This is a genomic window from Rhizobium sp. R711, from assembly GCF_002211365.1.
GTDB lineage: Bacteria > Pseudomonadota > Alphaproteobacteria > Rhizobiales > Rhizobiaceae > Rhizobium.
This window is the reverse complement of sequence record NZ_LOKZ01000034.1, coordinates 245,887-257,906: the sequence shown is the minus strand read 5'-3', so window position 1 is coordinate 257,906 and position 12,020 is coordinate 245,887. Positions and strand designations below refer to the sequence as shown.

The following is a 12,020-nucleotide window of genomic DNA, read 5'->3' as shown; positions in this document are numbered from 1 at the left end:
GCTCATCGCAATTGCGACGATAAAGCAGATAGGAGGATTTCACGGGATAGGGGACACTTCAGCACTGTGCCGCCGAACATGGCAACCATACCGCCGGCGCGGTCTCACCCAAGGGCATACGAGCGGCGTCGAATGCCGGCCGTTGCTAGGGGCCTGCGATCGGGCCAGCTACTCCAGCTTCGAGGCGCGACTCCTGCGATCCAATCACCATCCTGTTTCCGCGCCAATCAAAGCTTCCCGCCAACCAGCTCCGCATCCAGATGATTGGAAGCAAGGCATCGCGCGTAACCATTGCGACAAGTGACAGCGGGGATAGGTGCCAATTCTTGCGAACCGCAAGAATAAGCTCCGGCATGTAGGCGGCGCACAAAACTGTGAACCCTGTTGCGAAGAGGCTGGCTCCCGACACGAAGGCAGCACCCAAGCATAGCAACAAGGGTGGCGCCACACCAAGCAGGATCTCCGGTGCGAAGAAGTGCGGGAAGGTGACGCGTCGCAGCCGCGCCCAACGGCATTGCCTTGCCCAGATCTCGCGGAAGGTCCGTCTCCCCAGGGGCTGCTCGAAAGGCCCGGCGACGAGATGCACCTTGAGGCCCATGCTGTTCACCAGCTTTGTGGCGGCGGCGTCTTCGGCGATTTCTGCGGCAAGTGCCTGAATGCCGCCGTGGGCGTCGAGCATCTTCTTGCGCCATAGCATGCTCTTGCCTTGCGCGAAGCCAACTCCAAGGGCCTCCCCGGCATATTGCCAACGCGCTTGATGCGTGTTGAGGAAGGCACATTCGACCTCCGCCCAAAATCCGTTGGGACGGGACCCAAGTGGCGTCGAGCAGACAAGCCCGCTGTCGTGCCGCCAGCCGGCCAACAAGCGTGTGAGATAGTCCGTCGGCATCATGACGTTGGAATCGGCAAGGACGACCCATTCATGCGACGCCGCGTTCCAACCCTTGACGCAGTTGTTGAGTTTCGGATTTGCGCTGATGCGGTCGTCTCCGACAAGGAGCTTCGCCTTTGCGAGCGGCTTTGTTCTGAGGGCATGCTCGACCAAACCAATGATGGGATCGGCCCTGTCGGCAACGCAGAAGATGACCTCGTAGTCGGGCCAATCCAGGCTAAGCGCGCTTTGGAGTGTCTCGCGTGAGAATTGTTCCACTCCACAAAGAGGTATCACGATCGAGACAGGCGAACGCGTGGCGACGCCTGGCGTCCTGTCTTGGCGGGAGCGAATCCGCCATCCCGCAATCAGAAGGCTGAGGGTATTGGCTGCCAGCAGGGCACCGGCGACGGCAATGATATACAGCATCAGTCATTCCAGCGGTGAACAGCGCCGGAATGAAAAACGAGTCGCAGCGCTCGGTGCGTTAAGACATCACTGTCAGATGACGCGCTGATGACATATGTATGCCCGGCGACATCTCCGTCCATTCCGAGATGGCAGGAACACCGCCACGGCGTACGGCCTCCGCGGGGGCAACGCGCTCAGTGCTTTTTCCTTAGAGCTCTCTGAATCTTGACGATCTCGCCCTTCATCAGGATCAGAAAGTGCTTCTTGTCGAGTCGATTGGCGACGTCGCCATCTACGGTCATGTAATCTGTCCGTGGGCCGGCGACTGCCTCATCAGCAATCCTGATCTGTTCGATGACGACGCAGGCATTTCCAGCGTCACTGGTGCATTTGAACCGCCGCGTCTCGTGGTATTGTGACATCGGTACCCCTCCTGGCTGAAGGCAAGCATCATCATTACGGAGACGGCGATTTCAAGCTGTATTTTAGATGGCTCTGAATTATCTAGAGGGTGAATGGTGAGCGAGAGAAAAGCCCGGTGCTGGTTTGGACAGCGCCGGGCCTCTGTGACTGCAGTTGAGGGAAACGCAGTCAGTGCAACGACAAAGGGTGCGTTGCATAAAGGGAACGTCGCTCCGCACAGGATGTTCCGACAGTGTCAGAATCGTTTTGGGTGGCTTTATGGGCGACGCAGTCGGTCGACCCCCTATTTGATGACCGAGGTTGCTTCTGTGCCATGGAAACGGATCGCCCAGAGCTGCTAGGTCTGGCGCGGGGCCTCGGCTGTGAATACAAATGCAGACATTCCGCCCTCGATCGGTCCCTTGCCGAAAACCTGCTCTAGCGTATCGGCCACACGAGCAACGACATCGACCTTTGACTGGCGGGCGTCTATTTCCGCGCGGAGCGGACTACCCTTGCAGAAGCCTGTCGCAGCGTCCCTTGCCGAGGGCGCACGGGCAGTCTTTTCGACCCTTGCGAAGGTCACCGACTGGAAGCCGGCTTGTTCCAACTCCAATAGGATCGCCTCGGCGTCAAAGTAACTATGCGGCGTGCGCTGGAAGAAGCTCAGCGGATCATCCCGAAACAGGGCATCCGTCGAAGCTTTGACCGCTTTTGCGAAGGCGTTGTTCTCGACTGAGTCCCAGGTGTTGAAAAAGAACGTGCCCTTCGGCTTCAGCACGCGGAGGATTTCGCGGTAGGCGCGACCCTTATCGGGAAAGAACATGACGCCGAACTGGCTTGCGATGGCGTCAAAGGTCTGCGCGGGAAAGGGTAGGCTCGATGCGTCAGCCTGTCGCCAAACGACATGCCCCCCAGAATGTCTCAATGCGGCGACATCCAACATGGCCTGGTTCAAGTCGGTGGCGATGATTTCGGCGTGCGGAAGTGCTGACGACATCGCGCGCGTCAGAGCGCCGGAACCCGCTGCGACCTCGAGAACGCGGTGCGGATGAATCGACGCCACGCGCTGCGCCAAATCAGCTGCATAAGGGTCAAACAACATCGGCACCATGTACCGATCATATGCTGAAGGGATATCGCCGTGGAAACACGCGTCGTTCGTCGCCATGGTCGTTACGCTCCGTAGTCGCGCCGCGGAGCGTATATTAGAGCCTTTCACCATGTCTTTGAAGCCGCTGACGGGATCTCGCGTCTCAGCGAGGCTCGGTCATGCCCAAGGCTTGCAGATCGAGATCATCGGCGAGATGTCTCGGCAGCCGCGCCAACTGATCGCGTGTGCGATTGCGTGTCTGGCGGGAGATCTGTCGCGATCTGAATGCGTAGAAGATGTCAAAGATAGCGTTAAGCGTGTTCATCGCGGCCTCCTTTCATCAATATTAGCCGCTAGGAAGGAAGAGTATTGCCGGGTTGACTTTCAATCAAACAAAATGATATGGAATTCAAATTCAGAAAAATTGAAAGATGTGACGATGAGCATTCCCTTTCGCCGTCCCATTCCTTTGCTTGATAACGACGTGCTGCGCACCTTCGTTGCCATCGCAGAGACCGGCAATTTTTCCACCGCTGCCGAGGCGGTCTACCGGACGCCATCGGCGGTCTCCATGCAGATCAAGAAGCTCGAAGAACAGCTTGGTGCCACGCTGTTCCTGCGGGATGCGCGGTCGGTCAGCCTGACCCAGCACGGCGAGGTGCTGCTTTCCTACGCGCGCAACATTCTCGCTTTGTCCAACGAGGCGGTTTCGCGGTTCATCATGCCCGAACTCAGCGGCGTGGTGCGGCTGGGTGCGCCGGAGGATATCGGCGAACGACTGCTACCGAGCATCCTGAAAAGCTTCGCGGAGAGTTTTCCGAGCATCATGGTCGATGTCACGATCGACATGAGCATCGGGCTCAAGAAGCGGATGGAGGAGCAGCGCCTGGATCTGGCGCTGATCAATTGCGCGACGCGCCCGCTGCCGACTGACGGCGAGATTGTATTTCGGGAGCGACTGGTATGGGCCGGCGCCAAGTGCGGTACGGCGCATCGTCGTGATCCGCTACCGATCTCGATCTGGGAGGATGGCTGTATCTGGCGCTCCGAGGCGCTGTCTCAACTTGAGCGCATGAAGCGCGGTTATCGTGTCGCTTTTCTCAGCGGCCATACCATGGCACAGCGAGCGGCCGTGATCTCCGACCTGGCAATCGCGCCGCTGCCGCGCTCCTACGTCACCGATGAGATGACGATTCTCGGCCTGCAGGAAGGATTGCCCGAGCTTGGTTCCTTCGACATCAGGCTGCTTACCGCGTCACAGATGAACAACCCGATGCGGGCTGTCGCCGAAAGCATCCGCTTTGCCTTTGCCGAAAAAGCAAAGGCCGTTGCGGCTTGACAACATAGCGGGGACCTCTTTTCTTCCTCCGGGGTTTAACGCGCGTGGCGGGAGTCGCCGCGCCTGGACGATTGAAAAAGAAGGATTTCGCAATGATGACAATGGCCAAGATCGGCTCCGCCCTCGCAATTCTGCTCGTGCTCTCTTCGTGTGGAAACACGATCCGCGGCATCGGTCGCGACACGGCAAATGCCGTCAATGCGACGCAGGATGCTGGTCGTTCGGTCGGTCGCGCTGCAACCCGGTAAAGCTACGTCAGATCGCTGCCGGCGGGTAGGCCTTTTCCAGCCCGCCGGAACGCGAAAGCCCGGTCCGGAACGCCGCATAGGCAGGATGCTGGCTTGATTTCGCAGCCTCCATTAGGCGTATCTGCAGTCGGGCCGGTGCCGCCTCGCCAATCCATTTCCCAAGGTTCTCGAGTCTCAGCGTGTTCAGGAATGGCGCGCTTGCGGCGTTGTTCAGGTGGCGGTGCAGGCCCTCGATGAGGTTTTCGTCCTGTGCCGCGTTTTCCATCAAAAGGGCAACGTAGGCTTTTTCCTGCTCGCCAAGGCTCGCAAACTTTGAAGCGATTGTGTCTCGGTCGGGAAATGGAGCGGATGTCATCTTTGTTCTCCTTGTCTGGGGCAAGCGGTTTGGCGCGATTCGGGCGCAAGCAGTCGCTGCTTATAGGAAAACCGCAACATCACAGGGAAGAGGTGCTCATCGTATGCGCGACCGATCGTTCGGCGGGCGATCGTCTTGCTCGCCCTAGAGCGCGGCCTTGACCTTCTGAGCGACATCGGTCGGAACCCATTTGGTCCACAGGGCGGCATAGTTCTGCAGGAAGTAAATCGTGGCTTCCTCGTTGCTCTTGTGGTTTTCGTCTTGCCAGGCCAGCACTTCGTTGATCGTCATGTTGTCCCATGACCGGACCTTCAGGTAATCCATCGCCGGTCCGGCCCGATCGGCGAAGGACTTGGTGACGATCGTGTAGGCCCGCGAGACGGGATAAGAATTGACTTGCGGCCGGGCGCAACCGGGGACCGATGTGCATTTGTCCCATTCTGCCTTGTTATGACCGACGCCGAAGCTGAGGAGGGTCATGTCGTATTTGCCGAGAATGGCTGTAGGGGCCCAGTAGTAGCCAAGCCAGCCGATCTTTTTCTGGAACGCGGTTGCGATGGAATCATCAAGTTCTTGCGGGCTGCTCGTCTCAACAAGCTGAAACCCATTCTTGTCGGCTCCCAGCGCGCGGAACAGATTTGCCGTTGAAATCTGGCAGCTCCACCCGACGGGACAACTATAGACCGCGCCCTGCGATGAATTGCCTGGTGCCGGGAAGAGCTCGGGATGCCTGAGCGCGTCCTCTACGCTGCGGATATCTGGATTGGCATCGGCGATAAATTTCGGTATCCACCAGCCCTCGACAGCACCCTCTGAGAGGATTTCGGCCGCCTGGATCAGCTTGCCCTCCCTGACCGCGCTGTCGAGTTCGGTGCGCACTGAATTGATCCAGAACTCCGAAGCAATATCCGGCTCACCTTTTCCGTTCATCGAGAGGAACGTCGGCATCGTGTCGCCGGGGACGATTTTGACCGAGCAGCCGTACCCCTTCTCGAGAATGAACTTATCGAAGTTAGCTGCAATGCCGGCCGAAGCCCACTTCATCTCAGCGATGGTGACGTTACCGCAGTCCGCAGCCTGCGCGGATGCGGCCGCTGCATAAATTCCGAGGGTGAGCAGGATTGAAGTGCAGAGAGATCTCATCTTGCGTTCCCTTTTGCTGCCGCGGCCACAACCTAGGAGTTCCGCTTGCGGAAACCCCTTGTGCTGTTTGTCCTGGCTATCGCTGTGGCGCTCGTCTTGGCACCTTGATGCGCAGCCTACGCGTTCGGTTGCGGAAATCAATTGTCTTCTGCGCTTGAGGTACGGAGTCTAAGCGTATGATTTGAAATCGTTAATGCCAGTCTCGCCAAAAGGTTACCGCCTGCGCCGTAAGATCGCGCCGGCAAAGCAGCCAGCGCCGCCCTGATCGTCGAGAAAAGTCAGAAGATGCCGAAATTCATCTTTGCTTAAGGGGCTGCTAACCTTCCGGTAACAATGTGGCGCTATCTGTTGTTGCGTAGCGGGGGACACCGCTGCTTCTCCGGATCAGGTAGTGCGTCCCGGAGAACGTGAGCTTCGCCGTGTATGGGCGAACGCGCCAGCGTATTTCGGCAGGCCGCGCAACCGAACGGTTGACGCGGCCTTCGCATTTTCAGCGCCTGAGATTGACCGCAGCAGAGACGCCGTTGTAGGGCGGGTCGAGTTCTCCGGAGTTCCACGACAATGACCAAGGCCATCATGCTGCAAGGGACCGGCTCCGATGTCGGCAAGACCGTTCTTGTTGCGGGTCTTTGTCGGCTTGCTGCCAATCGTGGCCTCTCGGTTCGTCCTTTCAAGCCCCAGAACATGTCCAACAATGCTGCCGTGGCTGACGACGGCGGCGAGATCGGTCGCGCGCAGTGGTTGCAATCGCTCGCCGCGCGGGTGCCGTCCTCGGTGCACATGAACCCGGTGCTGCTCAAGCCGCAGACCGAATTCGGCAGCCAGATCATCGTTCAAGGGAAGGTCTGGGGGCAGGCTAGGGGACGAGACTATCAGAAGCTCAAACCGGCACTGCTCGATTACGTCATGCAGAGCTTTTCCCAGGTTTCGGTCGGAGCGGATCTTGTGATCGTGGAAGGTGCTGGCTCGCCTGCCGAGATCAATCTCAGGGCCGGCGATATCGCCAATATGGGGTTTGCGACACGCGCCGGCGTGCCTGTGGTCCTCGTTGGCGACATCGATCGCGGTGGCGTGATCGCGTCGCTGGTCGGCACCCACACGATCCTCTCCGCTGAAGACCGGGCAATGATATCCGGCTACATCATCAACAAGTTTCGCGGTGACGTTTCGCTGTTCGATACGGGCATCGACGCGGTGCGCCGCTTCACGGGCTGGCCGTGCTTTGGCGTTGTGCCATGGCTCAAGCACGCATCGCGATTGCCGGCCGAGGACTCGGTGGCATTGGAGAGGCTGGCAAGCGGTGGCAGCGGCGCACTCAAGATTGCCGTGCCGGTCTTTTCCCGGATCGCAAATTTCGACGACTTCGATCCGCTAAGAGCCGAGCCGGATGTCGAGTTGGTTTTCGTCCGTGCGGGCGAGCGGCTGCCCGGGGATGCGCAACTGGTCGTGCTGCCGGGCTCGAAATCAACGATATCTGACCTTGCGGATATGCGTGCGCAGGGCTGGGATGCCGATCTCCTGGCCCATGTGAAGCGCGGCGGGCGGGTTATCGGTATTTGCGGCGGCTATCAGATGCTCGGGTGGAAGGTGCATGATCCCCTGGGTATTGAGGGGCATGCGACGGAGGTGGCGGGTCTCGGGTTGCTTGACGTGGAGACGGAGATGGCGCCTCAAAAGACCGTCCGCAACAGTGTTGCGACAGCGGTGGAGGACGGTTCCCCGCTTTCCGGCTATCAGATCCACCTTGGCATCACGGCCGGAGAAGATTGTGGCCGGCCGTTCGCAATCGTTGATGGAAAGCCGGATGGTGCGGTATCTGCAGACGGTCGAATTGTCGGAACCTATCTGCATGGGCTTTTCGCGAGCGACTTCTATCGATCTCGTTTGCTCCGGAGTTTCGGCCTTTCCGGCGAGACGAGTGATTATCGTGCCAGCGTCGAGAAGGCTCTGGACGACGTCGCAGCCGAGCTGGAAGCATGTCTTGACCGACGCTGGCTTGACGAGCTCTTTGGCTAGATCTCGCCGGATATTTCACGGCGGCGGCGATCGAGCTCTTCGCTGTAGCGGCGCAACGTATGTGCCTCGCTCAGCTGCCCGACGACCTTGCGCTCAATCAGATTGTTGACGACGGCGAGGGCTTCGCTTTCGGTCTTGTCGAAGATGGCGGCTGCCTGCTTGGCGTTCATTTGCGGCTGCAGGAAATCGTTCTTGTAGCGGATGAATTCGCTGAGATCCTTGCCGGTTTCGTCGGTGTCGGTCAGGTTTGCGTAAATGTCCGGGACGAGAACGAGGCCGCTGTATTTGCCTGTATCATCGACCAGGACCACGCGCTGTGCCGAACCGATGGGGAAGCGTTCCTTGAATTCGTCGATGGTGAGGGCGGCGTTGGCCGTCTTAACATCGGCGCGCATCAGGCGGTCGACAGTCAAGTTGCGGATCCAGCCGACATCGTGAGCGCTGCGAATGCTCTCGCCGCGCAGGTGGAAGCGCCATGTTGCGAAGGAGTAGCCGAAGGTGCTGCGCACGACGAGCGAGGACGTGATGACTGCCGCCAGCACCAGCGCGGTAATTGGAAAGTCGCCGGTAATTTCGAGCGCGAGAAAGGTCATCGTCAGTGGCCCGCCGATAACGGCGACCGCAAGCGAGCTCATACCGACGACGGCGTAGATGACGGGTGTCAGCGTGGCGTGAGCGAAGTAGGGTGCGGAATAGGCGAAGAGTTTCCCCACCAACGCCCCCATGAACAGGGACGCGAAGAACAGGCCGCCTCTGAAGCCGGAGCCGATTGAGATAGCGGAGGCGAAGGCCTTCAGGAGGAAGAGACCCACAAGTGCCGGGATGGCGATATCGCGTCCGAGATTGAGGTGTAGCGCGCCGTGGCCGGCTGACAGCACCTGCGGCGTGATCAGCGCGAGCAGACCGACGACGATGCCGCCAAGGGCAGGACGCAGCGGCGTTGTGATGGAACTCCTGCGAGCCAATTCCTCGATCCAGGCGACGCCCTGCATGATCATGATCCCGATGCCCGCGCAAAACGCGCCGAGGAGGAGGGCCGGTACATAGTCGGCTGGCATGACTGTACCGAAGCTGCCGACGTCGATCAGGAAATCGCTGCCGGCGAGCAGACGCGCAATCTGCGTCGAGACCAGTGCGGAAACGACGACCGGCGTCAGCGAAACGATGGTGTAGGAGCCAATGATGAGTTCGAATGCATAGAAGGCGCCCGTCAGCGGTGCGTGGAAAGCGGCTGCAATGGCTCCCGCCGCACCGCATCCGACGAGAACACGTAGGTCCGAGCGGCGAAGTTGCAGCTTGAGGCCAAGTTTAGAGGCCAGCCCTGCCGCCAACTGCGTGTAGCCGGCTTCCAGGCCGACCGACGCACCGAAGCCGTTCGAAATGAGATTCTGGACCGCGACCAGAATACTATCGGTGAGAGATAGCCGACCGCCATGCAGCGCGTTTGCCTCGATCGGGTCCACCATTGGCTTCTTGCGGGTCTTGGCAAGCACAAACAGCAAGAGCCCGAGCAGCAAGCCGCCGCAAACGGGTGCGGTCAGCAACACGAGCTTGTTGTCGATCTGCGACGAACTCAACCTGTCGACGTCGCTGATTCCGAAGATGAGGCTGTGCATTTCGCGGGAAACGAGGCTCATGCCTGTCACGGCCAGGCCGGAGATTACCCCGACCATCGCGCCGGCGATGACCATCCCCATCTCGCTGCGCCGCAGCAGAGCGCGCATCCGCCCGATATCGAGAAGGGTATGAAACGGACCGAAACGGCGGATATTGGTTTTTAGGAGCATGACAGGAAAATAGGCAGGTATAGGCGCGATCAAGTGCGGTGAGGGAAGGGCAAGCCAATGGCGCCACCCGCTTGCGACGCAATTGCGGCAAAAGCCCGGCGCCGGCAATAATTATTTGTGACGTAAACTACTGATAAAAGACGATAAATTTGGTAGAGAAGGTCGTCTTGGTGCGGTTTTAGGCATGCATTGGCATTCCGCTCAGCGACGGCTTGATTGACTTCGCCAGTGGCCTTGCCTAACGATGAATTCATAACGGATGGTTCCGGACCGGTTGAATCGGTGCGGATGAAAAGGGAATGTGAAGCGGTGGACCCAATCAGGGCACCGCTATCATAGCCGACCCCGCGACTGTAGAGCGGTCAGGGTTTTCCGTCCGACGTTGGTTTCGTGTCACTGACAGTCTGCGATGGTGCAGGCGGGTGGCGCGAAAGTGGCGACGGAAAAGTCACTGGCAGTGCATCATGATCAACCGGGGCAGGACGCCTCTTACGTCTACGAATCGTCCGCCTTTTCATGAAATGCAGCCGGGAAGGCGAGGAAGACCCGCTGGCACGATCTGGGGCGACCGGTTTCCGGTCTGCCCCGGTCGCGGCCAAAACCCGCGAGCCAGGAGACCTGCCAACCGTGCCGGGCGAGAAGCCCATTCCTGGGCGATGCCCGCTGCCAGCACGGAGGTTGTCATGGCTGAAAGACAGATTTGCCGGCTGCGCTCTGCAGCCGTTCCGGTTTCTTGCGGATCGCTTCCGCAGATCGGACAGCATCTACGATGATCCCTCTATCATCCGGCGCGACGTTTGTCCTGGGCGGCGCGCGCTCGGGAAAGTCACGCTTTGCCGAGCAAGTAGTCGTCTCGAGCGGCTTGGAGCGCCATTACGTGGCAACGGGTCGCGCCTGGGACGACGAGATGCGCGCCCGGATCGACAAGCACAAGGCGGATCGCGGCGATCTCTGGCAGACCCACGAAGAGCCTCTTGATCTGGTCGGCTGCGTGCGGGCGATCGATGGCGAGGGACGAGCGATCCTTGTTGATTGCCTGACGCTTTGGGTCACCAACCTGATGATGGAGGAGCGCGACACGGAGGCCGAGTTTGCCTCGCTTGCCGCGTATCTGCCGACGGCGCGTGCGCGCCTTGTCATCGTTTCCAATGAGGTCGGCCTCGGCATCGTTCCAGAAAACCGCATGGCGCGGGAGTTCCGGGATCATGCCGGCCGCTTGCATCAAATGATCGCGGCTCAGGCCGCGGATGTGTATTTTATCGCGGCCGGACTGCCGCTGAAGATGAAGGGTTGAATTTCATGAACCAGCAGAAAATCCCGGCGACCGTGATCACCGGCTTCCTCGGCGCCGGCAAGACGACGATGATCCGCAATCTGCTCTCCAATACCAACGGCAAGAAGATCGCGCTCATCATCAACGAGTTCGGCGATCTCGGCGTCGACGGCGAGGTGCTGAAGGGCTGCGGCGCCGAGAATTGCACCGAGGACGACATCATCGAGCTCACCAACGGCTGCATCTGCTGCACGGTCGCCGACGACTTCATCCCGACGATGACGAAGCTTTTGGAGCGCAAGCAGCGCCCCGACCATATCGTCATCGAGACATCCGGCCTCGCGCTGCCGCAGCCGCTCGTTGCGGCCTTCAACTGGCCGGACATTCGCACGCAGGTCACTGTCGATGGCGTCGTTACCGTCGTTGACAGCGCCGCGGTCGCCGCTGGCCGGTTTGCCGACGATCACGATGCCGTCGAGGCCCGCCGCGTGGAAGACGAGTCGCTCGACCATGAGAGCCCGATCGAGGAGCTTTTCGAGGACCAGTTGACCTGCGCCGATCTGATCGTGCTCAACAAGACCGACCTTCTCGACACCGCCGGCCTTGGCCGTGTGCGGGACGAGGTCGCTTCGCGCATCGCCCGCAAGCCCGTGATGATCGAGGCGCGCAACGGCGAGGTCCCGGCGAGCGTGCTGCTCGGGCTCGGTGTCGGAACGGAAGACGATGTAGTCAATCGCAAGTCCCACCACGAGCTCGAACATGAGGACGGCGTGCAGCATGACCATGACGAGTTCGACAGCTTCGTGGTCGAGCTTGGCCCGGTTGCCGACCCTGCGGCCTTCGTGGATGCGCTGAAGGGCATCATCGGCGAGCATGACGTGCTGCGGCTCAAGGGCTTCGTCGACGTTCCCGGCAAGCCGATGCGTCTGCAACTGCAGGCGGTCGGAAGCCGCATCGACCACTATTTCGATCGCGCCTGGGCGTCCGGTGAAGCGCGCGGCACCCGCCTCGTCGTCATCGGCCTGCACGAGATGGACGAAGCGGCGGTGCGCAAGGCGATCGAAACGCTGGCATAAGGCAGA

12 protein-coding genes and 1 riboswitch are annotated in these 12,020 nt (G+C 59.9%); of the genes, 5 read left to right on the top strand and 7 right to left on the bottom strand.

The window, feature by feature from the left end:
* Positions 1 to 145: 145 nt before the first annotated feature.
* From ATY80_RS21905 to ATY80_RS29080, 4 genes are all read right to left on the bottom strand, one after another.
* On the bottom strand, positions 146 to 1,300 hold the full coding sequence (locus ATY80_RS21905; RefSeq protein WP_088694407.1) for a glycosyltransferase: 1,155 nt from the start codon (positions 1,298 to 1,300) through the stop codon (positions 146 to 148).
* 176 nt (positions 1,301 to 1,476) lie between these two features.
* The gene (locus ATY80_RS21900) at positions 1,477 to 1,704 is read right to left on the bottom strand and encodes a hypothetical protein (RefSeq protein WP_088694406.1); all 228 of its coding nucleotides are present in this window, start codon (positions 1,702 to 1,704) and stop codon (positions 1,477 to 1,479) included.
* A 338-nt stretch (positions 1,705 to 2,042) separates the two neighbouring features.
* Entirely contained in the window at positions 2,043 to 2,855 is an 813-nt protein-coding gene (locus ATY80_RS21895) for a class I SAM-dependent methyltransferase (protein WP_088694405.1), read from the bottom strand.
* 85 nt (positions 2,856 to 2,940) lie between these two features.
* The gene (locus tag ATY80_RS29080) at positions 2,941 to 3,102 is read right to left on the bottom strand and encodes a hypothetical protein (protein ID WP_007788387.1); all 162 of its coding nucleotides are present in this window, start codon (positions 3,100 to 3,102) and stop codon (positions 2,941 to 2,943) included.
* A 72-nt stretch (positions 3,103 to 3,174) separates the two neighbouring features.
* Here ATY80_RS29080 and ATY80_RS21890 point away from each other — a divergent pair, with 72 nt between their 5' ends.
* Both ATY80_RS21890 and ATY80_RS21885 read left to right on the top strand, forming a co-directional pair.
* On the top strand, positions 3,175 to 4,116 hold the full coding sequence (locus tag ATY80_RS21890) for a LysR family transcriptional regulator (protein ID WP_189637232.1): 942 nt from the start codon (positions 3,175 to 3,177) through the stop codon (positions 4,114 to 4,116).
* Between the two features lie 92 nt (positions 4,117 to 4,208).
* The gene (locus tag ATY80_RS21885) at positions 4,209 to 4,364 is read left to right on the top strand and encodes an entericidin A/B family lipoprotein (RefSeq protein ID WP_088694404.1); all 156 of its coding nucleotides are present in this window, start codon (positions 4,209 to 4,211) and stop codon (positions 4,362 to 4,364) included.
* A gap of 7 nt (positions 4,365 to 4,371) precedes the next feature.
* Here the strand turns inward: ATY80_RS21885 and ATY80_RS21880 are convergent, their stop codons facing one another.
* Positions 4,372 to 4,719: a hypothetical protein gene (locus ATY80_RS21880; RefSeq protein WP_088694403.1), complete on the bottom strand. Its 348-nt coding sequence runs from the start codon at positions 4,717 to 4,719 to the stop codon at positions 4,372 to 4,374.
* Positions 4,720 to 4,863: 144 nt separating this feature from the next.
* Entirely contained in the window at positions 4,864 to 5,862 is a 999-nt protein-coding gene (locus ATY80_RS21875) for a glycine betaine ABC transporter substrate-binding protein (protein WP_088694402.1), read from the bottom strand.
* 561 nt (positions 5,863 to 6,423) lie between these two features.
* Between ATY80_RS21875 and ATY80_RS21870 the strand changes: the two genes are divergently transcribed.
* Positions 6,424 to 7,878: a cobyric acid synthase gene (locus ATY80_RS21870; protein WP_088694401.1), complete on the top strand. Its 1,455-nt coding sequence runs from the start codon at positions 6,424 to 6,426 to the stop codon at positions 7,876 to 7,878.
* On the opposite strand, the gene ATY80_RS21865 is transcribed toward ATY80_RS21870, so the two are convergent.
* A complete protein-coding gene (locus ATY80_RS21865) occupies positions 7,875 to 9,665 on the bottom strand; it encodes a chloride channel protein (protein ID WP_088694400.1) in 1,791 nt (596 codons plus the stop codon). The two genes, ATY80_RS21870 and ATY80_RS21865, sit on opposite strands and share 4 nt — an antisense overlap.
* Positions 9,666 to 9,908: 243 nt before the next feature.
* A riboswitch (cobalamin riboswitch) is annotated at positions 9,909 to 10,306 on the top strand.
* Between the two features lie 128 nt (positions 10,307 to 10,434).
* Between ATY80_RS21865 and cobU the strand changes: the two genes are divergently transcribed.
* Entirely contained in the window at positions 10,435 to 10,959 is a 525-nt protein-coding gene (cobU, locus tag ATY80_RS21860; protein WP_088694480.1) for a bifunctional adenosylcobinamide kinase/adenosylcobinamide-phosphate guanylyltransferase, read from the top strand.
* A 5-nt stretch (positions 10,960 to 10,964) separates the two neighbouring features.
* Positions 10,965 to 12,014 carry a cobalamin biosynthesis protein CobW gene (gene cobW, locus ATY80_RS21855; protein WP_088694479.1) on the top strand — a complete coding sequence of 350 codons (1,050 nt, stop codon included), beginning with the start codon at positions 10,965 to 10,967 and terminating at the stop codon, positions 12,012 to 12,014.
* Positions 12,015 to 12,020: the final 6 nt, after the last annotated feature.

What these genes read in the sequence shown, in the direction of transcription:
- ATY80_RS21870 (WP_088694401.1), top strand. Translation starts at nt 6,424, where the DNA reads ATGACCAAGGCCATCATGCTGCAAGGGACCGGCTCCGATGTCGGCAAG.
- ATY80_RS21895 (WP_088694405.1), bottom strand. Translation starts at nt 2,855, where the DNA reads ATGGCGACGAACGACGCGTGTTTCCACGGCGATATCCCTTCAGCATAT.
- ATY80_RS21905 (WP_088694407.1), bottom strand. Translation starts at nt 1,300, where the DNA reads ATGCTGTATATCATTGCCGTCGCCGGTGCCCTGCTGGCAGCCAATACC.
- ATY80_RS21875 (WP_088694402.1), bottom strand. Translation starts at nt 5,862, where the DNA reads ATGAGATCTCTCTGCACTTCAATCCTGCTCACCCTCGGAATTTATGCA.
- ATY80_RS21865 (WP_088694400.1), bottom strand. Translation starts at nt 9,665, where the DNA reads ATGCTCCTAAAAACCAATATCCGCCGTTTCGGTCCGTTTCATACCCTT.
- cobW (WP_088694479.1), top strand. Translation starts at nt 10,965, where the DNA reads ATGAACCAGCAGAAAATCCCGGCGACCGTGATCACCGGCTTCCTCGGC.
- ATY80_RS21885 (WP_088694404.1), top strand. Translation starts at nt 4,209, where the DNA reads ATGATGACAATGGCCAAGATCGGCTCCGCCCTCGCAATTCTGCTCGTG.
- ATY80_RS29080 (WP_007788387.1), bottom strand. Translation starts at nt 3,102, where the DNA reads ATGAACACGCTTAACGCTATCTTTGACATCTTCTACGCATTCAGATCG.
- ATY80_RS21880 (WP_088694403.1), bottom strand. Translation starts at nt 4,719, where the DNA reads ATGACATCCGCTCCATTTCCCGACCGAGACACAATCGCTTCAAAGTTT.
- cobU (WP_088694480.1), top strand. Translation starts at nt 10,435, where the DNA reads ATGATCCCTCTATCATCCGGCGCGACGTTTGTCCTGGGCGGCGCGCGC.
- ATY80_RS21890 (WP_189637232.1), top strand. Translation starts at nt 3,175, where the DNA reads ATGATATGGAATTCAAATTCAGAAAAATTGAAAGATGTGACGATGAGC.
- ATY80_RS21900 (WP_088694406.1), bottom strand. Translation starts at nt 1,704, where the DNA reads ATGTCACAATACCACGAGACGCGGCGGTTCAAATGCACCAGTGACGCT.